Source organism: Yersinia massiliensis CCUG 53443 (assembly GCF_000312485.1).
GTDB classification, from domain to species: domain Bacteria; phylum Pseudomonadota; class Gammaproteobacteria; order Enterobacterales; family Enterobacteriaceae; genus Yersinia; species Yersinia massiliensis.
The window spans coordinates 250840-272083 of sequence record NZ_HE997643.1 but is presented as its reverse complement, the minus strand read 5'-3'; the positions used below and the strand labels follow the sequence as shown (position 1 = coordinate 272083).

Here is a 21244-nt window from a genome sequence, read left to right as displayed (position 1 = left end):
CTCCGGCAATATCCAGTAAGCAGGCATAAGGGCCTTTCTTCATTTGCCCTTTTCTCCCCCTGAGGAAATCATGGCCTATACCACTTTTTCACAGAATAAAAACAATCAGTTACTCGAACCCATGTTCTTTGGTCAAAGCGTCAACGTGGCGCGTTTCGATCAGCAAAAACACGCCATATTCGAAAAACTGATTGAGAAACAGCTCTCTTTCTTCTGGCGTCCAGAAGAGATTGACGTCTCACGTGATCGCATCGATTACAACGCACTACCAGAACACGAAAAACACATTTTTATCAGCAATCTAAAATATCAAACTTTGCTGGACTCCATTCAGGGCCGCAGCCCGAACGTGGCTTTATTGCCGCTGATTTCAATTCCGGAGTTAGAAACTTGGGTCGAAACTTGGTCGTTCTCTGAAACCATTCACTCCCGTTCTTACACGCACATCATTCGTAATATCGTTAACGATCCCTCCATCGTTTTCGATGATATCGTGACCAACGAAGAGATCCTCAAACGCGCAAAAGATATCTCCGCGTACTATGATGATCTGATTGAAATGACAAGTTACTACCATCTGCTGGGTGAAGGCTCCCATCAGGTCAACGGTAAAACCGTCGTGGTCAATCTGCGCGAATTGAAAAAACAGCTTTATCTGTGTTTGATGAGCGTAAATGCGCTTGAAGCAATTCGTTTCTACGTTAGTTTTGCCTGCTCATTTGCCTTTGCTGAACGCGAACTGATGGAAGGCAACGCCAAAATCATCAAAATGATCGCCCGCGATGAAGCACTGCATCTGACCGGTACCCAGCATATTCTTAACTTGATGCGTTCCGGTGAAGACGATCCAGAGATGGCTGAAATTGCTGAAGAGTGCCAGCAACAGTGCTACGACTTATTCGTCTTGGCGGCACAACAAGAAAAAGAGTGGGCTGAATATCTGTTCCGTGACGGCTCCATGATTGGTTTGAATAAAGAAATACTGTGCCAGTACGTTGAATATATTACTAATATTCGCATGCAGGCCGTGGGCCTTGGTGTGCCGTTTAACACACGCACTAACCCCATTCCATGGATCAACTCTTGGCTGGTGTCTGATAACGTGCAGGTGGCTCCGCAAGAAGTTGAAGTCAGCTCCTATCTGGTGGGCCAGATTGATTCTGAAATCAACGCCGATGACTTGAGCGATTTCGAGCTGTAAGCCATGACATTGACGTCCAGTAAATGTATGGATGGGCTGAGTCAAAATAGCCGTCAGCCTGATGGTCTCTTGCAAAAGAACGCGACGGTGACGCTAAGCCATACCGGCGCTCAACTTAGTTGCCCTGCGGATAGCTGCAATTTGCTGGAAACCCTCGAGCGCCATCAGGTACAGATTGAGTACCAATGCCGCTCGGGCTATTGCGGCTCTTGCCGCTTGCGCTTACTCAAAGGGGAAGTGTGCTATTCACAGCAACCCTTGGCGTTTATTCAGCCTAACGAGATCCTGCCCTGCTGCTGCCAGCCGCTGGGTGATATTGAAATCGAGTTTTAACTCACGGTTCTTCATAGGGATAACAGATGAACACAAAAACAATCTTAGCCGCCTGCTTGTTTATGGCAACCTCCGCTAGCGCACTGGCAGAGACACTAAAGCCGCTTAATCAGCAGCAACCGCTAGAGAAAATCGCGCCTTATCCAGCACCTGAAAAAGGCATGACTCGGCAGGTTATCTTCCTTGAGCCGCAGCAAGATGAAACACGTTTTAAAGTGGAATTGCTGATCGGGAAAACGTTAGAAGTTGACTGTAATCGCCATATGCTTGGCGGTAATCTGGAAACCAGAACCTTATCAGGTTGGGGCTTCGACTATCTGGTGATGGATAAGATATCTGAGCCTGCTTCAACCATGATGGCGTGCCCAGATAATAGCCGTCACCCGCAATTTATCGCCGCTAACCTCGGCGATGCCGCCATGCAGCGCTATAACAGCCGCCTACCGATTGTGGTGTATGTACCACAAGGCGTGGACGTGAAATACCGCATTTGGGAAGCGGGCGATGAAGTCAGAAATGCAGTGGTGAAATAGTCGCTCATAACGCAAGATTAAAATAGGCGGATAATGGGGCAGTCTAGTGGGTGTATAAACCTATACAACGTCTAAATTGGACATAAAAGGCACCGATTAATTCTGGTGCCTTTTTTATTAAGGTCGAGTTGCTTTCACTACAAAATCTCAATCACTTCCAGCCAGCCGTGTTGCCCACAAACAGGGCGGCCTTTTAGCCAACGGCGCAACATATCCAACGCCAGCATGGCACTGCTCTCCTGACGAACCCGTAACCCGTGACGACTCGCCTGATAACGAATCGTCTGGGCAAATGTTCCCTCAGGCGTGTGCAAGGCGACACTCAAACAATCATTTTGCATTGCACTCACCGCAAGCACCAATTGCGCCCCGCACAGCATTGATAATGATTGCGCGCGGCTAGCCACCTCAGTCAATGGCTCCTGACAGTGCGCAGGTAGCAGTTCGCCGCCCACCAGCGGCACAGCCGCGCTCTGCAACTGCCAATGCATCAACCCGCCAGTGAATTGCTCACTCACGGCCAGCAGCAAGCCACGTTGCGTTAATTGCTCCGCTAGCCATGCCGGTAGACCCTGAGTACCTTCAAATATCGCGCTATCACCCACAATCTCCCTAACTTGTTGCCATACCTGTTCCATCTCGGACTGCGCAGACGCAGGGCCAGTGAGCTTCAATTCAATAATGGGTGCAGATGAGCGATAACCGATTACTGCGCCTTCAGGCAGCGGTAGCGGCTCAAGCTCGAGCGCTAAGTCACTTTCTGACCGGCCAAAAGTCGTCATACGTAAGCATAAAGGAGGCTCAGCCACATCAAAGTGTTGACGCAAACGCGGCATGATCTGCTGCTCTACCATCACTTTGAATTCTGACGGCACGCCTGGGGTGAAAAACATCAGGCATTTATTCAGCTTTAATGCGAATCCACAAGCCGTACCGACGGGGTTATCCAGCATTTCTGCATTGGCCGGAATATGAGCCTGCTTGCGGTTAGTCGATGACATCACCCGGCCTCGCTCCTGAAAAAAGGCCTCCATGCGTGCAATCCACTCAGGATGCTCAATCAGCTCGGTGCCCGCAGCACGCGCCGCAGCTAAAGCGCTCAGGTCATCACTGGTTGGCCCAAGCCCACCGTTCACAATCAAGACATCGGCAACTTGGCTCCGTTCTGTGAGCACCTCGATCAGTGCTGAGAGTGAATCACCCACGGTTTCCCGACTACTGATTGGCAATCCCTGATTAAATAAGTAATCCGCCAACCACGCCGCGTTAGTATCAATAATCTGCCCATGCAGCACCTCATCTCCGGTACTCAACATCTCAACTCTAATCATTTCTTTCTCCGTTGATGCCCATAAGAACCACTTTATGAATCCCAACCTCTAAACACAATCATTTCCCGCAAGGCGGAATAAATAACCATACTAAAGATGCTATTTTACCCCGCTGAATGTTTGTAACGATACCTTTACACAGGCCGTAACGTCGATTTGACACAAACAGGCCAATCCACTACCCTGCTGCACTCAATAATTCCAATAAAATGTTATGTAGTAGAGGAAAGCGTGAAGAATCGCACTCTGGGCAGTATATTTATCGTTGCAGGCACGACGATTGGTGCAGGAATGTTAGCGATGCCGTTGGCGGCGGCTGGTGTGGGTTTTGGTGTCACCCTTGCGATGTTAATTTCTCTTTGGATATTAATGTGTTATACCGCTTTATTGTTGGTTGAAGTTTATCAGCATGAGGCGGCAGATACCGGGCTTGGCACCTTAGCGAAACGCTATCTTGGCCATCGAGGCCAATGGCTCACCGGTTTCAGCATGATGTTTTTGATGTATGCACTCACTGCCGCCTATATCAGCGGTGCGGGTGAGTTATTGGCAACCAGTATCAGCCAATGGACGCAACAATCATTCCCCACCTCGCTCGGGGTATTGCTGTTCACGGTAGTGGCCGGCGGCGTCGTTTGCATCGGCACCCATTCAGTCGACCTTTTCAATCGCATCTTATTTAGCGCCAAAATTATCTTCTTGATTGCGATGTTGGCCCTGATGATGCCACACATTGAAAAGACCAATTTATTGACGCTGCCACTGGAACAAGGATTGGCGCTGTCTGCCATACCCGTTATTTTTACCTCATTTGGCTTCCATGGCAGTGTGCCGAGCATCGTCAATTACATGGGCGGCAATATCCGCAAGCTGCGTTGGGTGTTTATCATCGGCAGTGCGATCCCGCTGATTGCTTATATCTTCTGGCAGTTGACCACGCTGGGAGCGATATCGTCTCATACCTTTGTCGGGATCCTAGCCCAACAAGCGGGGCTAAACGGTTTATTGCAAGCCGTGCGCGATGTTGTCGCCTCGCCACACGTTGAGTTAGCCGTTCACCTATTTGCTGACTTAGCGCTCGCGACCTCGTTTCTGGGGGTGGCATTGGGGCTGTTTGATTATCTGGCCGATTTGTTTAAGCGCCGTAACTCAGTCCGTGGCCGCCTACAAACGGGTGTGATTACATTTACGCCTCCCCTGCTATTTGCGCTGTTCTACCCTCGCGGTTTTATTATGGCGCTGGGGTTCGCCGCCGTCGCGTTATCGATTTTAGCCTTAATTCTGCCTGCAATGCTGGCGTGGAAAGCCCGTAAAATCCATCAAGGCCATTATCGTGTTTGGGGAGGAAAACCTGCACTGGCGGCGGTATTTGCTTGCGGTGTGGTGGTGATTGGTATTCAGGTCGGCATTGTCACCGGCGCATTACCGGCAGTCGGATAGTTAAATCGGTTTTCATCAATAATAAGGGCGCCTCTAGAGCGCCCTTGTTCATTCATCAGAAACTATTTGGCATGCGCATCTAACGTCATTAGCGCCGCCAAGACAAATATTAGAAGTTTAAGCCCGCGCCGATGTATACCCCATCGGCAACACGGTTATCCCGTTTACCTTCTTTACCTTCCATATTAATATAGCGGTAGCCGACATCAACAGTCAGTGGACGGAAAACATTCCAGCGCACGCCGCCGTTAGCTTCGCTATAGGATTTCATGCCACTGGTCAGTTCTTCCGGTGAGAAATAACCTTCGCCATACAGGGTAAAAGATTTGTTGATTGGATACGTTAACCCACCACCGATGGCGACAGCGCCGCCGCTGCTACCGTCTTCTGGTGACATATAAATGCCTTTACCGCCTACGGTCGCCATCATTGGGCCAATAGGGAGATTAAAACCTAACCCCATCCCATAGATATCACCGTCATGGTCACTGCGCGCCCAGTTGCCACTGATCGCCAAACCGCCAGTATTTGTCCCTAGACCAAAACCTAAGTTGGTGTAATGACGCCCTGTTTCAGCGTTAAAACTCACAGCACTGGCAGAACCGGCCACAAACAACAGGCTCGCTGCGCAGGCGATTAAATGCTTATTCATATTATTCTCTCATGATTCATGATGTCACCCGTGAGCTAATCCCAGCTAACAGGTTTCCCTGCGTCGAGTTTAACCGAAAAAAACACCATAAACACACGTAAAAAACGAATAAATAGCGCAGTATTTCAAATGATTGTAAATATCCATTTGATAGAAGCCCTTTATGTTAACAATGGTAATGATAAGGCGTACCTATTTGCTGAATGTCCGCAATAAGGCTACAACTAGTGTGGAGATCAATGAATGACCCCCGGTTGTTGTTTAAATTATTATCTTGTCAATCAGGCTTTTGACGAAATCTAATGCTTTTGAGCACCCGAGAAATCAGTCAATTCAATAGCGATAATGGAGAGAATGATGAGCAAAAAGAAAGGATTAACCACTGCAGCGGGCGCGCCCGTTGTTGATAATAATAATGTCGTAACCGCTGGCCGCCGTGGCCCCATGCTTCTGCAAGATGTGTGGTTCTTGGAAAAGCTGGCCCACTTTGACCGTGAAGTGATCCCTGAGCGCCGTATGCATGCGAAAGGTTCTGGTGCTCACGGAACCTTTACCGTCACTCATGACATCACGAAATACACTCGAGCAAAAATTTTCGCTGACATTGGCAAGCAAACCGAGATGTTTGTTCGCTTCTCGACCGTCGCCGGTGAACGTGGCGCTGCTGATGCAGAACGTGATATCCGCGGTTTTGCCATGAAATATTATACCGAGGAAGGCAACTGGGATTTAGTCGGTAATGATACGCCCGTGTTCTATTTACGTGACCCGCTAAAATTCCCTGATCTGAACCACGTCGTTAAACGCGACCCACGTACTAACTTGCGTAACCCTATCTATAAATGGGATTTCTTCTCCCAACTGCCAGAATCACTACATCAGCTCACCATCGATTTCAGTGACCGTGGCCTACCGAAGTCCTATCGTCATATGCATGGTTTCGGTAGCCATACCTTCAGCTTTATCAATGCCAATAATGAGCGTTTCTGGGTTAAATTCCATTTCCGCTGCCAGCAAGGCATTGAAAATCTTATGGATGACGAGGCTGAAAAACTGGTTGGGATGGATCGTGAAAGTTCCCAGCGTGATTTGTACGAAGCCATTGAGCATGGCGACTTCCCACGTTGGAACCTACAAATTCAGGTGATGCCTGAGCATGAAGCTTCCCAGACACCGTATAACCCATTTGATTTGACTAAAGTGTGGCCGCACGGTGACTATCCGCTGATTGATGTGGGTTTCTTCGAGCTAAACCGCAATCCAGAAAACTATTTTGCCGAAGTTGAGCAAGCCTCTTTCAACCCTGCCAACGTGGTGCCGGGTGTCAGTTTCTCTCCTGACCGTATGTTGCAAGGGCGTCTGTTCTCCTACGGTGATGCTGCACGCTATCGTTTGGGCGTAAACCATCATCAAATTCCGGTGAACAGTGCGAAATGTCCGTTCCACAATTATCACCGTGACGGCGCAATGCGTGTTGACGGTAACAGTGGTAATGGTGCGACTTACGAGCCAAACAGTTTTGGCCTATTCCAAGAGCAGCCTGATTTTAGCGAGCCACCATTGACGTTAGAAGGTGCGGCGGATCACTGGAATCACCGTGAAGATACCGATTATTTCTCCCAACCAAGGGCGCTGTTTAATTTGCTGAGTGCAGAAGAGCATCAGCGGATGTTTGCCCGTATTGCCGGTGAGTTATCACAGGTGCCGGAAGAGATTCAGCGCCGTCAGGTTGCGTTGTTTAGTCAGGTTCATCCGGATTATGGTGATGGGGTGAAGAAGGCTTTGGGGTTAAATTAAGGTTTGATTTTTTGTTTGTTTGTGGCCCCTCTTAGGAGGGGCTTTTTTGTATTTGTTTTAGAGTTGAAGGTGAAGCTGATTTTGTTTGGTGATCGGTTCGGTTGACATGAAATCGGCGCTCACCTTGCCTCTGATGCCTCAACCGCCAAAGGGGCCATGAGCGAGGCCCCTTTGGATACCCGCGCTTGCGCACGCATCGCTTGCCTGCGTCGCAGGTTCCCTCACTCATCGTTTCGGCTGACGGACGGCTTTATTCGCATCCCTGCTCATCACGCCTAAAACGGGCGTCCTGCCCGTTTTCCTTGCCTTCTCTCTTCATTCGGCAGCTCAAATGTGCTTTTAACGTCAAGATCAAAACCAAGGGGCTTGGGTCTTTTGATGTTGAGCGCAATCAGGAGTATTGCCGACGAGGATAGAGGGTAGAGTGAGCGGGCAGGACGCCCGCGAAAAGCGCGTTTGGGCAAGGATGCCCATCGCGCTGGCTCGTTAGCCGGAAGACGTAGGAGGTTTACCCGCAGGGCAATATTTCGCGCAAAGGCGCGGGTGTTGGGCCGCCGCCCTGCGGCCCGACTCGGTTGAGGCGACGAGGTTAAAGTGACCGCAGAACGCCTATCAACCGAAACAAGATCCGGTATTCTGTTGAAGTATCAGAGCTAAAGTAAGCACCTAACTCATATCAACTCAAAACCCGATCCGATCCCCCCTCACCATCTCCCCCACCAACCGCCTCGACACCTTAATCCCCCCGACCTTCAGCGTCTGGGGCAAACGATAAAACGCCACTGGCCGTTGGAACACGGCTAGCTGAGGCGCTAACCAATCCGCTAATGCGGTTTCATCCACGGTAACGTCAGCGTCGATAACGGCCACTGGGCGGTGACCAAACTCATGGTCAGCAATAGGCACAACAAATGCTTGCTGCACACCGGGATATTGCAACAAAATCCGTTCGATATCCTCGGGCTGGATGCTCTCACCACCACTGAAAAAGACATTATCCAACCGACCTAGAATGCGTAACTCCCCCGCTTGCCATACCCCTCGGTCGCGGGTGTGGAACCAACCGTCATCATCCATAAGTGGCCGTAACTGCCCTTGTTGCCAGTAACCCGCAGCAAGACAGTCGGCTTTCATCCACACTTCATCATCCACCAGCTTAATCTCGCGGTGCGCCAAGGGAACCCCGACACCCGGTAAACCATCAGCCCGTTTAGCGCACACGGTTGACGCGGCTTCAGTTAATCCGTAACCACACCAGCAGCGAATACCGCGGGCCTCAGCTTGTTCCGTCAATTCTGTTGGGATCATCGCGCCGCCCAACAACACCTCTTTTAACGTTAATGCGGTGTCTTCGCTGGCCAATAATCGCCATAACTGTGTCGGAACGAGTGACGCATGGCTGCACCCTGCCAGTGCATCAACCAGCGGAACCCCTTCTTGCACAACCAAGGTGGCACCAGCACTTAACCAGCGCCAGACAATCCCCTGCCCCGAGACATGAAACAGCGGCAACGATAACAGCCAGCTATCTGTCGCCGTGAAATTCATTAGCTGCAATACACCGTCCGCGCTGGCTAAATGGGCTGCCACGGTATGCACTGCCGCTTTAGGCAAGCCCGATGAGCCGGAGGTTAAGGTCATGGTCGCCAACCGCTGGCTATCCCACACGACCGAATGCGCCACCGAATTTTCTGTACTGAATGTACTGAACGTCAGCGGGATAAACGTGAGAGAGTCAGGCAATGGCGCAGCCAGATTCAACGTAAAATCGATATCTAACTGCGGCAAAAGCGGCAACAAAAGCGAGTCAGGTAATTGGGGATTCAGCGGCAGAACACGGGCGGCACACTGCAACGCCGCCAGATACGCTAGCAACAGCGAATAACTGTTTTTGCCCCGTAGCACGACACCGCTACCCGAGGTGACACCTTGCTGCTGAAAATCTGATGCCAAATGATCGATATCAGCCGCGAGTTGTTGCCAGCTGATCAACTGAGAACCTACCCGTAGCGCTATCGCTTGAGGCCGCCACTCAGCCCAATGTTTCCAAGGGGATGATTGTGCCCAAAATGGCGATTGATGACCTAGCGGTGCCATAGCACGTCCAGTTGATCCTCTGTCACCAGCGGCAAAGTGCTTTCCGGCCACGGGCGCAATAACTGTGCCTGCATCAGATCCAGTGTGTCCAACCCTGGCACCGCTGCGGGCGTTAGCCAATGTGCTATTCGCGCGAGTTGAGTCAGGCCCAGACTCGATTCAATGCTGGAACTGATCACCGCCACTAACCCTGCCTGATGCGCTTGCTGCACTAATTGCTGGCAACGGGCTATGCTGCCCACCAGCGTCGGTTTAATCACAATCGCGGCGACGCCCGGTTCTGCTTCAACCTGAAAATCAGCTTCACGGACACTTTCATCCCAAGCAATAGCAATACCGGTGTCGCGGGCAAATTCGCGCGATTCTGCTCGCGTCTTGCAAGGCTCTTCCAGAAACGCAATCCGCGAACGCAGTTCAGGATTCACATATTTGGCGAACCCGTCCGCTTTGGCGCGTGTCCAACTGCGATTGGCATCCAGCCGCAATTTTAAGTCAGGCAAGGCTTCCAGCAGCACATTGACTATCATGCCGTCACGCACCGCTTCATATAACCCAACTTTCACCTTCGCGACTTTCTCACCGGGTAATGCCTGTAACACCGCGAACAACTCGTCAGGATCGCCCGTACACAGTGGGGCTTTACGGTAATCCGCCGTCAACGGTAAGCGTTGATCCAGCTCCGCCAGCGCGCAGCTCAGGCCGAAAGCCACAGAAGGCAGCGGGTCGAGATCTGGCTCATCACCGGTCACCCAGCTTTGTAACCATTGTGCTGCCGCCGTTTGTGCGTCATCCAACGACTCCTGACTGAACTCCGGTAAGGGGGCAATTTCCCCCCAACCCGTCTGTTCGCCCTGCTGTAGTTTCACCAAGATGCCGTCGCGACTTTTCAGCCGTTGATAGCGCAATATGACACCCGCGTCCATCGGCAGGCTGTAGCGATAAAGCGTGGCCGCGCGCATTACGGATTACGCTTGAATTTGCTGAAGTCCGGCTGGCGTTTCTCATTGAATGCGTTGCGCCCTTCCTGGCCTTCTTCGGTCATATAGAACAGCATCGTGGCGTTACCGGCCAGTTCTTGCAGGCCCGCTTGACCATCGCAATCGGCATTCAATGCAGCTTTCAGGCAACGCAGTGCCATTGGGCTGTTTTCCAGCATCTCACGGCACCAGCGCACAGTTTCTTTTTCCAAATCGGCGACTGGCACCACAGTATTAACCAGTCCCATATCCAAGGCTTGTTTCGCATCGTATTGGCGACATAAGAACCAGATTTCGCGGGCTTTTTTCTGGCCCACAATGCGCGCCATATAGGCCGCCCCCCAACCCCCATCGAATGAACCCACTTTCGGCCCTGTTTGGCCAAAAATCGCGTTATCCGCAGCGATGGTTAAGTCACACATCATATGCAACACGTGACCACCGCCAATGGAATAACCCGCCACCATAGCGACTATGGGTTTCGGGCAAGTCCGGATCTGGCGCTGGAAATCCAGCACGTTTAAGTGATGGGTGCCACTGGCATCTTGATAGCCGCCGTAGTCGCCACGAACTTTTTGATCCCCGCCTGAGCAGAAGGCTTTTTCGCCTTCACCGGTCAAAATGATCACGCCAATATTGTCGTCATAACGGGCATCGGCCAGCGCCTGAATCATCTCTTTAACCGTTAACGGGCGGAACGCATTACGCACTTGTGGGCGGTTAATGGTGATCTTGGCGATGCCATCGCTGGATTTGTGATAGCGAATATCTTCAAACCCTGTTGAGCAATCTTGCCATTCAATGGCGGCGTAAAGCTGTTCTTCGCTCGGATAAAGCATAGTAAGCATTCCTTCCTTTAACGGGAGAGTGATGAAAATGAAGACTGTGATAAAAATGAAAGCACCTGCGCGGCAAATGCGCCCGGGTTCGCTCGATGAGCATTGTGTCCGGCGCGGGCCAGCGTGCGCAGTGGCAACTGATACTGAGCGGCTAGCTGCTGAAATTTAGTGTCGCGATCACCGCACAGATAAGTATAAGGGACACGCAACTGCTGCAACGCGGGCAAAAACCAAGGTTGATGCCCCAAGGAAGTAACCTCAAGCATATCGGCCACTGCGGGGCCGTCATTATTGACCCGCAGTGAAATAAATTGCTCACGCTGTTGGGCATCTAAATCCGCGAACACATCTTGTTGATACCAGTCGGTGAGCACTTGCGACAAAGGTTCCAGACGAAAACGCTGCGCCCATTGGTGGTCATTGTGCAATCGCTGTTGACGCAACTCATCGTTTTCTAAACCGAGGTTGCCCCCTTCAACCAGCAAACCCAGCAAGCCCTGATGCTGACCATAACATGCGTGGTACATCGCAATTCGGCCCCCTAAAGAGTAGCCTGCCAGCCAATACTTGCGAATGCCGTTAGCCTGCAATGTTTGCGTTAACTGCTCGCTAATATCGGCAAAATCGCGAGTTTTCAACATGGAGGATTGACCGTGGCCGGGTAAATCAATGAGCAGTGACGGGTAATCGCCACACAATTCGGCCACGGGAAGCCAATCCTGACCACTCCCCAGCAAGCCATGTAGCCAGACTAACCATGGCTTATCCGCTTGTAGCTCAGAAGATCGTTGCACAGAGGATTGAGGATGTGCGGTGAGTTTACAGCATGCCAGTGTCATCATTGAGCCACCTGTTGCACCAATTGCTGTAGCGTTTCTGCCCCTTGGCTTGACGGTACCTGTATTTCGACAAGCGTCACGCCACCTTGTAACCAGCACTGTTCGACTCGCTGCTGCAATGCTGTCCAACTCTCAGGACAGGCATAATGGAGGCCAAACATGGCCGCCGCGTGCTCAAAGTTGACGTCTTGCGGCATGCAATAAAAGCGCTGACGATCTTCAGCCGGCGTTGGCAACAGTGAAAAAATCTGCCCGCCATTATTGTTGACTACCAACAAGACCATCGGCGCCGAACTTTGGCGCAATAACGCTAACGCATTAAGGTCATACAAGGCCGATAAATCACCGACGATAGCCAGTGTGGGTTTCGCGGTCGCGCGCTGGACACCTGCCGCGGTGGATAGCAGACCATCAATGCCACTGGCACCACGATTGCTGTAAACCGGATATCCTGCTGGCAATTGGCCCAAAGCATCAATCAAGCGAACAATCAAACTGTTACCCACAAACAACTGGCCGTTATCGGGTAACAACTCAGCCAACAAATGCGCCACTGCGGCTTCACTAAATTGTTCATTCAGCGTTTCAGCCACGTGGAACTGTGCCGCCTGCGAACATTCAATCAGTTCAGGTGCCCATGGGGTGCGGCGTAGCGCGGGATGCTGTTCCAGCCATGCATGCACAGACGATAGGATCCTACGCCCTCGGTGATTCGCCGGATCAAGGCGACCAGGGAGGTTATCCACCAACCAATATTCCTGCGGCTGGCACTGCGCCTGCCACTGTAAAAGCAGTTTACCCGTCAGGCTGCTCCCCAATTGCACCACCAACTGTGCCTCATTCAGCACCCGCTGCGCCTCGGGATGCCCGAGCCATAAATCTGCGCAGGGCAGTGGTTGGCCGGTTTGCGATAACACATCGCCAATTAATGGCCAGCCGAGTTGTTCCGCCCATTGTGCTAATTGCGCGCCCTCGTCTGCCGTCATACGCCCAGCGATGATTACGCCGCGCTTTTGCCGCCAGAAAAACCAATCAGCCTGAGGCTGCTGCGGTTGGTAGCTCGATTGGCGTAACCAAGGATGGCAGTCCTGCCACCAGTCACCCAAGGTCGCAGACCAGTCGGCATAGCATTGGTCATCACCGCCATAGAGTGGTTCGGCAAACGGGCAATTAATGTGCAAACCGCCATGGTGCAATTGCGCCATCGCGCTATCGACGGTTGAAACGAGCCAACTGGCGGGAATATCCGGTGTGGGCCGAGGTAAATTAAGGCTGACCGTAGGATGAGCGGCAAATAGCCCTTGCTGACGAATAGCTTGGTTAGCGCCGCAATCAATCAATTCCGGTGGGCGATCGGCAGTCAGAAAAATCAGCCGTTCACCGGTTAAACCGGCTTCAATGAGTGCGGGATAGAGGTTGGCAGCCGCCGTGCCAGAAGTCACAATCACGGCCACCGGTTCAGCGGACGCTTTCGCCAAGCCCAGCGCCAAATGGCCCAAACCACGCTCATCAAAATGGGTATGGCAAACCAGCGATGAATGCGCCGCCGCCGCCAACGTTAGCGGTGTCGAGCGGGAACCCGGTGCGATACAGATATGACGGACACCGTGGCGCGTTAACGCTTCCAGTAGTAATGCCGCCCAACGACGGTTAAAAACACTTGTCGACATGGTTTGCCCAAAAGTCAGTTAACAGACACGACAACCCAACAGTTAGCATGAGGAACGCCATTTATCCTCGAAAAAGTTCGGAGTGGCTGCTTAATGGTTAAAATTTTACCGTTCTGGTGGGGGAAATGGCCCCTAAATGACAGTTTACACTTGGTGTACGGGTGCCACAATCCGACCACATTAGGTGTGCGGTTAATAGCCGCATTTAGGATTTATTATCCTGCGGATGGCTATCCAACAAAGTCCGTAATCCTGCCGACTTATGGTTGATTTCTTGCCATTCCAGCTCAGGATCAGACCCAGCCACAATACCGGCGCCGGCATACAAATTGATCCGTTGGTCCTCAACCCATGCCGAGCGCAGTGTGACGCTGAATTCTGACTGTTGCAGTGAAAGGTAACCGGCAGACCCCGCATACCAACCACGAGAAAAGGGTTCGTTCTGCGCAATGAACTGGCGCGCAACATTGCGCGGCAAACCGGCCACGGCAGCCGTCGGTTGCAGCCGTTGCAGGCAGTCAGTATCACTGGCGCGATTGAGTTTCGCGTGGATACGGCGACGTAAATGCTGCACTTTTCGCAAACGGATAATCTCTGGCGGCATGACATCTACTGCCGCAACGCCGCCTTGCAAACGCTGGCAAATATCATCCACCACCAGCAAATTCTCTCGTTGGTTTTTTTCATCCTGCATTAACCAGTCACTGAGCACTCTAGCCTGTTGATGGTCGTCATCATTAGACGCAGTACCCGCCAACGCCTCGGTTTCCAAATGCCATTTTTGGCGCAGATACAGCCGTTCAGGGCTGGAACCTAAAAATGCCTTTGATGCATCAAAGCGCAGCATATAGTGGAAACAATGATGGTTGACCTGACGGCTGGCGGCCATAAAAGCGCTACAGGACAGAGGCTTATCGAGCATTAAGCGAGTTGCACGCGCCAGCACCACTTTTTCCATCGTTTGCTGTTCAATGCTGCCCAGCGCTTGCTCAATCAGATCACGCCACTGCGGGTATTCCGGCATATGGCTGGCCTGTTGGACATGAACATCCAATGCGGGGAGCGGTTTGGCGGTGACCAGTTGGTCGATAAAAGCGATGGCCAGTAAGGCATCTTGTTGCAGGGAAAAATCGCTCACCAAATTGAGGGTGACGTGGGTATGGTTGCCACGGCGTAAGATTTCAATTCGCGGGAGAAATAAGAAACTGGTCCGTGTTGATTGAATTGATTGAATTGATTGAGTTGATTGATCGAAATGAGTCGCGCAAGTTTTGCTGTCAGCAGCGGCATCGACAACACTCACCGGCTCATAGGCATTCAGCCCCCAAATTCGCAATCCCGTGGTTTCACTATTTAGCTTGGTCAATTGGTGCTGCTGGATAAATTCATCCGCAGATTGCATATCGTTAAATTGACGCGTTTGACCGCAAACGGCAGCTTCTTCATGGCCGCCACGGTGATGCCAATAAAACTGCGGAAAATGGCATTGCGCAGCCAGCCACTCCAGCAGTTGACTCCCCACCTGACCCGATGCGGGCAAGATAATTTGCCGAATGCCAGCCTGCTCAGGGAAACCGGCACGCAACTTTTGCCGTAATTCGCCCAACAAACCAGAAAGTTGTTTCACGACCACCTCGGCAAATCAACAGAAAGAGTGGGATTATACGGGCCATGAATAATAATAAAAGTCGGATTCAAAAGTTATTGTTAGTTATCACACTAATATTTGATATTGATGTTTTTGTATACTCAACAAGGGGTATTGGCGACAACTAATATTGCATGATCTTTACGCAGAGTGCACAGAGCAAGCCAAGCCTCTGCGCTGATGAAAGAGTACTATCTTGTGCATTTCGCAGTCAGTCGTATCACGAAGACAATGTTAATCTTCGTGATACGTGTGGCATTAATCATTTATTGATCATCATGCTGGCACAACACTCCATTGTTGAGTTTCAGTCAGCGTTGCCAATAATGAATAAACATTTCCTACGTATTTTAACTCACAGGCGTTAGTCACTGTTTGGGCTAAGACTTGCCCCATTTGAATCCCCTGACCAGCCGCAATAAAAAAGAGGGGTTCAGGCGTATAAATCTGCGTAGTATTGGTTAAGACTTGCTGCACAAAAGTTCCTTGCCCAGACATACCAATCCCTGTGGAATAGATGTTGTTTGGCATATGACTGCCTTCCAAAATCGTCAACTTGCCCGCTTGCCCACCGCTTGACAGATGACTAAACGCAGGAGTGTTATTTTCGGTATCAAATGTCACCTGATTATTACCTGCAGGATCAGCATTCAAAACCGCACCAGCTTCAAAAACAACACCATCCGTTAACGCCCCCGTTCTACCCCAGATAAATGAATAATCAATTGACCATTTAAAAGTGAAAAAACTATTTGGTGCAACTTTAAATGGAGATGCCTGCCAAGCTAAAGAGAATACCTCCGAGGGTTGATTAGGCATTTTCTGATATAAATAAACAATCCACGCTGAAGGTGATTGATTGATAAACTTAACTTGATAAGGTGTACCACTATACGAAGATAGATCGAGTATACTACTCATAATATATTCCTCATTATTTTTAAGCTAATTACTTTAACCACATTAAAATAAAAATAAATAAAATCATCAAGTTATCCATTTTGATAAATTTATTTTCTGATTAAGATAATGTTATGTCGATACAAAACCCCCTTTAAAATAAGGCTTAATATAAAGAGCCTAGGTTTATCAGGGTATTTAAAGTCAGGGTTTTTATTACCGTCACAAAATAGAATAGAGCATAAAAAATCAATTATTGTTACACGCATACTTATCACTGAACAATATGATTGAATGCGTGACTTACATCACATTATTAATTTTGAAATTTAATTCACCCATTTAATAGTAATTAAACAATTTAAAATACATTAATGAAAATAGAATATTAAACCTAACAAGTTTAAGTTATTGGATCTAATTAATTTAAATAACGAAAGAACAGGCTCCCCCTTGCCCTTAGTTTTCATATTAGGAAGAAATTCATAATAAAAAACGGCCCACCAAGGGCCGATATCAATTATTTAAAATAATAAGTTATTACCATTATCATTCAATAATATTCATTAACGCCGCGCCAGCAATAGTCCAACCACCAACCCCACCGTTGCACCGATCCCCACGCTACACCATGGTTTTTCGTGGACATAATCATCAGTACAACACGCCAGTGCTTTCGCCCGTTTGATGTAGCATTCACTGCGGCCACTCAAACGGTTCTGTACCTCCTTTAATGCCTTCTCCGCTCTGGCTTTAATCTCCTGATAGGTTTCATCCGCGGCATCACCCGAGGCACGTAACACTTCTTCTAACGTATCAGTCAGCATAGTAAGATCGTCATCCAGCGAGGTTTGCTGTTCTTTATCTCGATTCATATGCATTCTCCATGAGTGAAAAAAGTCGTCCCATAAGGATAGCTGAAAATAAGGGAGGGTAAGGAGGATTGGTGCGGTTTCAGGATTAATCTGCATGGCTCATGATCTAGGTTATAAATAACCACTGGAAAGTACAGTTTTCTCGCCAACCTCACTGCAACATGCGGGTTATCGGTCACCTCAGACGAGGTGACTCGCTCATTAACACCTGCTGAACAAACATCTGCTGAACACTAAAAACGAATACAGCATGCCCCCTGCTCTGCACCCGTCAATTGCTCTCGCAGTGCGCCAAATAACTCACGCCCACATCCCACATGGAACGCCGATATGTCCGGCGCAGACGGATGACGTGATGCCAGTTCAGCTTCATCCACCAACAGAGACAATTCCCCCGTCACACCATCGACTCGCACCCGATCGCCATTGCGAATTTTTGCCAACAGACCGCCGCAATAGGCTTCTGGCGTAACATGAATGGCTGACGGCACTTTGCCAGATGCACCAGATAAACGGCCATCGGTGACCAGTGCGACTTTAAAATCACGATCCAATAATACCCCCAGAGGTGGCATCAACATATGCAGTTCAGGCATACCAATGGCCCGCGGCCCCTGATAGCGCACCACCACCACACAATCACGATTTAACTCGCCAGATTCAAAGGCAGACACCACATCATGCTGGTTTTCAAAGACCACGGCGGGCCCTTCAATGATCTGATGGTCGCGAGGAACTGCCGACGTTTTCATCACCGCCCGCCCTAAATTACCGCTTAACACTTTCGTTCCCCCGTGCGAGGAAAAGGGCTGGGTCATGCTGGCAATCACTGAATCATCCAGCGACTGTTGCGGCCCACGACGCCATTGCAGTTGCCCCTCATCCAAATACGGCTCTTGCGTGTAGCGATGTAAACCGAATCCAGCCACAGTATGCACATCTTCATGCACTAAACCACCCTGTAGCAGCTCCTTTATCAGCAAGGCAACGCCCCCTGCTGCCTGAAAATAGTTGATATCAGCGGGGCCATTAGGGTAAATGCGGCACAATTGCGGTACTACTTCTGATAGCTCAGAAAAATCATCCCAATCGATAATGATGCCTGCCGCGCGAGCCATCGCTACCAAATGCATGGTGTGGTTTGTTGAACCACCGGTCGCCAGTAGCGCCACAATACCATTGACCACGACCTTCTCATCCACTAACTGACCCACTGGCAGATAGTTGCCACTGTTCTCGGTTAGGCGGGTAATCTGGCGGGCAGCGGCAGCGGTTAATGCCTCTCGCAGTGGCGTATTTGGCTGGATAAAAGAAGCACCGGGCAAATGAAGCCCCATCACTTCCATCACCATCTGATTCGAGTTGGCGGTACCGTAAAAAGTACAGGTACCCGCACTGTGATAAGACGTGGCTTCGGCCTCCAACAAGGCATGCCGGTCCACCTTACCTTCGGCAAACAACTGGCGAACGCGCACTTTTTCTTTATTGGACAATCCCGTGGTCATCGGGCCTGCGGGGACAAATACGGCGGGTAAGTGCCCAAATGACAACGCGGCCATCAGTAATCCTGGCACGATTTTATCGCACACACCGAGATACAGTGCGCCATCAAACATATTGTGCGACAACCCGATGGCTGCTGACATGGCGATAACATCGCGGCTCATCAGCGACAACTCCATACCATCCTGCCCTTGAGTCACACCGTCACACATCGCGGGCACGCCCCCTGCCACTTGCCCGACAGCGCCAACGTCATGCAGCGCTTCTTTTAGCTGCTTCGGATAACATTCGTAAGGCTGATGAGCAGATAACATGTCGTTATAAGACGTAATGATGGCGATATCGCTACGCACCATATTCTTCAACGAGGCTTTATCTTCCGGCTGGCAAGCCGCAAAACCATGAGCCAAATTGCCGCAGGCCAACTGCGAGCGGCGCACGGTATTTTCTTTTGCTGCACTGATCCGTTGCAGGTAGGCCGCGCGGGTTGTAGCTGATCGCGCCATGATACGCTGCGTGACGCGGATGAGAGTCGGGTTCATCGCCATTCCTTATTCGCTCAGCGGCGATAAAAGTTCAATACTGCCCGCGGGCAAACCAATAAAATCCGCCAACACCTGCAACAGTAAATTGTGATCATCCAAATGTGGCGCGCCGGAGACATTAACGCTGCCAATAATACCCGCATGTTTAACCTGCAATGGGAAACCGCCGCCTAGCGCAGCATAGTCGCGTAGATTGACACCATAACGTGCTTCAAGAGAGGTTTGGCGCTGTTGTAACATCAATCCGGCCGCATAAGAGCTGGTATTGAGCAGTTCAACCACATTACGTTTGCGGCGCAGCCAATCATGATTTTCTGCACTGGTGCCTGGCATGGCATAACTGAACAGTGATTGATGATTGACGGTGATATCGATAGCCAATGCCACCCCTTGTGTTTCAGCTTGCCGCTTTATTTTTTCGCCTAACTGCCAAGCGATTTCGTGATCGAAATGCATCAACTGTAACAATTGCTGGTGCTGCTGGCAGTAGATGAGTTGCTGCTGCAAATTCATATTATTCTCCGGTATTCACCCGCAGGGGCTATCGTCAGATTCAGCCGATAGCCCCGACTGGATTTAAGCGCGTTTTGCCTTCGGCAAAACTTTGTCAGCCAAGCCCTTGCCCTGTTTGCTCACTTCAACATCACACTCTTTCGGCAATGTCAGCGTAATCAATCCGGCAATAATCAATGAGCCCGCTAACATGCAAACCGCTGCACTTTGGCCGTAGAAGAAAATCATCACCCCGACCAGATACGGGCCGCAGAATCCGCCCAAATTACCTAAGCCATTGATAACGCCGCGCGCACCACCCGCCACTTCAGGTATGGCGATACGACCAGGAATTGACCAGAATGGGCTGGTTGCTGCTTTAAGGAAGAATCCGCACACCACCAATGCCAGATAAGCGATCAACACGTCGTGGCGGAAAATCACCGATGTGACAAGGCCAGCGGCAAAACAGAACAGTGAAATCATGATAAGCAAGCGGCGTTTGCCGGTTCTATCCGACAAAGTAGAAATGGTATAAATCCCCGCCATGGTGGCAATAAACGGCAGTATCGCCAGAATGCCGACCGAGGCCATATTCCCGCCAGTGAGATTTTTCAAAATGGTCGGTAACCACAGGGTATAGCCGTAATCCCCTGTTTGATAAAAGAAGTTAAGCGCCACTAATTTCATCAGCCCTTTATTGAGGAATACGGCTTTCAATGGCGCATTGGTCACTGGCGCATTGAGCATCCGCTCAGCACGTTCCCGCGACAATTCTGTCACTAAATAATCGCGCTCTTTCGCCGATAGCCATTTGGCTTCTTCAGGGCGATCACTGATAACAAACCACCACATCACCAACACCAGCGCGGACAAGCCCCCTTCAAGGAAGAACAGCCAACGCCAATCAAGCGCATTGATAATAAAGCCGGACAACGGTGCCGTTAACATGCCACCAATGGGCGCAAACATCATGACGAAGGCATTGGCGCGGCCAATTTCACGCTCTGGGAACCAATTACTGACCATGGTCAAAACCACCGGTAACATACCGCCCTCAGAGACCCCCAGCACAAAACGCAGGAATAACAACTGATAATGGTTAGTCACAAAGCCAGTCAGAATGGAGACGATGGCCCAAACCGTGAGGGAATAAGCGATAAATCTCCTGCCGCTACCGTGCACGGCAATTCGGCCACCAGGGACTTGTAAAAATAAATAACCAATAAAGAAAATACCGCCGGCTAAACCGGCCATTTGGCTGGTAATAGCCAGATCGCTTTCCATACCGCCAGGAAGTGCAAAACTAATATTGACCCGGTCCATAAAAGAAATAATACAAGCAATCATTATTGGCACGATAACTCGGAACCAACGGGCATTAGGGATCTTACTGTCCATATCAACACGCCTCATGATAATAGCGAAGTATTCCCTTGCATTAATCCTAAAAACACAAGGAAAACCGACAGCAAATAAGGGATATTTGCCACATTTAATTAATTTCAATAAACACTTTTATTATTAATATGCCCGATAGATTTCAAATATGAGTCAGGTCGCGAGTCAATA

The 21244-nt window shown here is 50.2% G+C and carries 18 protein-coding genes; 5 read left to right on the top strand and 13 right to left on the bottom strand.

What is annotated here, in order from left to right:
- Positions 1 to 70 precede the first annotated feature (70 nt).
- Genes nrdB through eco form a run of 3 tightly spaced genes read left to right on the top strand, consistent with a single transcriptional unit; the run spans position 71 to position 2067 of the window.
- Entirely contained in the window at positions 71 to 1201 is a 1131-nt protein-coding gene (nrdB, locus tag BN68_RS01385; protein WP_019209359.1) for a class Ia ribonucleoside-diphosphate reductase subunit beta, read from the top strand.
- 27 nt (positions 1202 to 1228) lie between these two features.
- Entirely contained in the window at positions 1229 to 1534 is a 306-nt protein-coding gene (gene yfaE / locus BN68_RS01380) for a class I ribonucleotide reductase maintenance protein YfaE (RefSeq protein WP_019209358.1), read from the top strand.
- 26 nt (positions 1535 to 1560) lie between these two features.
- A complete protein-coding gene (eco, locus tag BN68_RS01375; protein ID WP_019209357.1) occupies positions 1561 to 2067 on the top strand; it encodes a serine protease inhibitor ecotin in 507 nt (168 codons plus the stop codon).
- Positions 2068 to 2204: 137 nt separating this feature from the next.
- Here the strand turns inward: eco and BN68_RS01370 are convergent, their stop codons facing one another.
- Positions 2205 to 3398: a nicotinamide mononucleotide deamidase-related protein YfaY gene (locus BN68_RS01370; protein ID WP_019209356.1), complete on the bottom strand. Its 1194-nt coding sequence runs from the start codon at positions 3396 to 3398 to the stop codon at positions 2205 to 2207.
- A gap of 231 nt (positions 3399 to 3629) precedes the next feature.
- On the opposite strand from BN68_RS01370, the gene tyrP reads away from it, so the two are divergent.
- Positions 3630 to 4838 (top strand): tyrosine transporter TyrP, encoded by a 1209-nt coding sequence (gene tyrP, locus BN68_RS01365; protein WP_019209355.1) that lies wholly within the window; start codon positions 3630 to 3632, stop codon positions 4836 to 4838.
- 109 nt (positions 4839 to 4947) lie between these two features.
- On the opposite strand, the gene BN68_RS01360 is transcribed toward tyrP, so the two are convergent.
- Positions 4948 to 5490 carry a YfaZ family protein gene (locus BN68_RS01360; protein WP_019209354.1) on the bottom strand — a complete coding sequence of 181 codons (543 nt, stop codon included), beginning with the start codon at positions 5488 to 5490 and terminating at the stop codon, positions 4948 to 4950.
- 357 nt (positions 5491 to 5847) lie between these two features.
- Here BN68_RS01360 and BN68_RS01355 point away from each other — a divergent pair, with 357 nt between their 5' ends.
- Complete coding sequence (locus tag BN68_RS01355) at positions 5848 to 7287, top strand: catalase (protein ID WP_019209353.1); 1440 nt, start codon at positions 5848 to 5850, stop codon at positions 7285 to 7287.
- 681 nt (positions 7288 to 7968) lie between these two features.
- Here BN68_RS01355 and menE read toward each other — a convergent pair.
- The 11 genes from menE to BN68_RS01300 form a co-directional block, all read right to left on the bottom strand.
- Positions 7969 to 9384 (bottom strand): o-succinylbenzoate--CoA ligase, encoded by a 1416-nt coding sequence (gene menE, locus BN68_RS01350; protein ID WP_019209352.1) that lies wholly within the window; start codon positions 9382 to 9384, stop codon positions 7969 to 7971.
- Entirely contained in the window at positions 9372 to 10343 is a 972-nt protein-coding gene (menC, locus tag BN68_RS01345; protein WP_019209351.1) for an o-succinylbenzoate synthase, read from the bottom strand. The genes menE and menC overlap by 13 nt, the downstream gene beginning before the upstream one ends.
- The gene (gene menB / locus BN68_RS01340) at positions 10343 to 11200 is read right to left on the bottom strand and encodes a 1,4-dihydroxy-2-naphthoyl-CoA synthase (protein ID WP_019209350.1); all 858 of its coding nucleotides are present in this window, start codon (positions 11198 to 11200) and stop codon (positions 10343 to 10345) included. The genes menC and menB overlap by 1 nt, the downstream gene beginning before the upstream one ends.
- A 17-nt stretch (positions 11201 to 11217) precedes the next feature.
- On the bottom strand, positions 11218 to 12042 hold the full coding sequence (gene menH / locus BN68_RS01335) for a 2-succinyl-6-hydroxy-2,4-cyclohexadiene-1-carboxylate synthase (protein WP_019209349.1): 825 nt from the start codon (positions 12040 to 12042) through the stop codon (positions 11218 to 11220).
- Positions 12039 to 13709, bottom strand: a complete 1671-nt coding sequence (gene menD, locus BN68_RS01330) for a 2-succinyl-5-enolpyruvyl-6-hydroxy-3-cyclohexene-1-carboxylic-acid synthase (protein WP_019209348.1) — start codon at positions 13707 to 13709, stop codon at positions 12039 to 12041. The genes menH and menD overlap by 4 nt, the downstream gene beginning before the upstream one ends.
- A 205-nt stretch (positions 13710 to 13914) precedes the next feature.
- The gene (locus BN68_RS01325) at positions 13915 to 15336 is read right to left on the bottom strand and encodes an isochorismate synthase (protein WP_042806355.1); all 1422 of its coding nucleotides are present in this window, start codon (positions 15334 to 15336) and stop codon (positions 13915 to 13917) included.
- 297 nt (positions 15337 to 15633) lie between these two features.
- Positions 15634 to 16278 carry a hypothetical protein gene (locus BN68_RS01320; RefSeq protein ID WP_019209346.1) on the bottom strand — a complete coding sequence of 215 codons (645 nt, stop codon included), beginning with the start codon at positions 16276 to 16278 and terminating at the stop codon, positions 15634 to 15636.
- Positions 16279 to 16823: 545 nt separating this feature from the next.
- Positions 16824 to 17132 carry a stress response protein ElaB gene (elaB, locus tag BN68_RS01315; RefSeq protein WP_019209345.1) on the bottom strand — a complete coding sequence of 103 codons (309 nt, stop codon included), beginning with the start codon at positions 17130 to 17132 and terminating at the stop codon, positions 16824 to 16826.
- A 233-nt stretch (positions 17133 to 17365) separates the two neighbouring features.
- The gene (edd, locus tag BN68_RS01310; protein ID WP_019209344.1) at positions 17366 to 19177 is read right to left on the bottom strand and encodes a phosphogluconate dehydratase; all 1812 of its coding nucleotides are present in this window, start codon (positions 19175 to 19177) and stop codon (positions 17366 to 17368) included.
- 9 nt (positions 19178 to 19186) lie between these two features.
- Positions 19187 to 19693 (bottom strand): heme-degrading domain-containing protein, encoded by a 507-nt coding sequence (locus tag BN68_RS01305; protein WP_019209343.1) that lies wholly within the window; start codon positions 19691 to 19693, stop codon positions 19187 to 19189.
- Positions 19694 to 19756: 63 nt separating this feature from the next.
- Positions 19757 to 21073: an MFS transporter gene (locus tag BN68_RS01300; RefSeq protein ID WP_019209342.1), complete on the bottom strand. Its 1317-nt coding sequence runs from the start codon at positions 21071 to 21073 to the stop codon at positions 19757 to 19759.
- Positions 21074 to 21244 lie beyond the last annotated feature (171 nt).

Excerpts from the sequence above, each read along its gene's own strand:
- nrdB (WP_019209359.1), top strand. The coding sequence starts at position 71 with ATGGCCTATACCACTTTTTCACAGAATAAAAACAATCAGTTACTCGAA.
- yfaE (WP_019209358.1), top strand. The coding sequence starts at position 1,229 with ATGGATGGGCTGAGTCAAAATAGCCGTCAGCCTGATGGTCTCTTGCAA.
- eco (WP_019209357.1), top strand. The coding sequence starts at position 1,561 with ATGAACACAAAAACAATCTTAGCCGCCTGCTTGTTTATGGCAACCTCC.
- BN68_RS01370 (WP_019209356.1), bottom strand. The coding sequence starts at position 3,398 with ATGATTAGAGTTGAGATGTTGAGTACCGGAGATGAGGTGCTGCATGGG.
- BN68_RS01360 (WP_019209354.1), bottom strand. The coding sequence starts at position 5,490 with ATGAATAAGCATTTAATCGCCTGCGCAGCGAGCCTGTTGTTTGTGGCC.
- BN68_RS01355 (WP_019209353.1), top strand. The coding sequence starts at position 5,848 with ATGAGCAAAAAGAAAGGATTAACCACTGCAGCGGGCGCGCCCGTTGTT.
- menE (WP_019209352.1), bottom strand. The coding sequence starts at position 9,384 with ATGGCACCGCTAGGTCATCAATCGCCATTTTGGGCACAATCATCCCCT.
- menC (WP_019209351.1), bottom strand. The coding sequence starts at position 10,343 with ATGCGCGCGGCCACGCTTTATCGCTACAGCCTGCCGATGGACGCGGGT.
- menB (WP_019209350.1), bottom strand. The coding sequence starts at position 11,200 with ATGCTTTATCCGAGCGAAGAACAGCTTTACGCCGCCATTGAATGGCAA.
- menH (WP_019209349.1), bottom strand. The coding sequence starts at position 12,042 with ATGATGACACTGGCATGCTGTAAACTCACCGCACATCCTCAATCCTCT.
- menD (WP_019209348.1), bottom strand. The coding sequence starts at position 13,709 with ATGTCGACAAGTGTTTTTAACCGTCGTTGGGCGGCATTACTACTGGAA.
- BN68_RS01320 (WP_019209346.1), bottom strand. The coding sequence starts at position 16,278 with ATGAGTAGTATACTCGATCTATCTTCGTATAGTGGTACACCTTATCAA.
- elaB (WP_019209345.1), bottom strand. The coding sequence starts at position 17,132 with ATGAATCGAGATAAAGAACAGCAAACCTCGCTGGATGACGATCTTACT.
- edd (WP_019209344.1), bottom strand. The coding sequence starts at position 19,177 with ATGAACCCGACTCTCATCCGCGTCACGCAGCGTATCATGGCGCGATCA.
- BN68_RS01305 (WP_019209343.1), bottom strand. The coding sequence starts at position 19,693 with ATGAATTTGCAGCAGCAACTCATCTACTGCCAGCAGCACCAGCAATTG.
- BN68_RS01300 (WP_019209342.1), bottom strand. The coding sequence starts at position 21,073 with ATGGACAGTAAGATCCCTAATGCCCGTTGGTTCCGAGTTATCGTGCCA.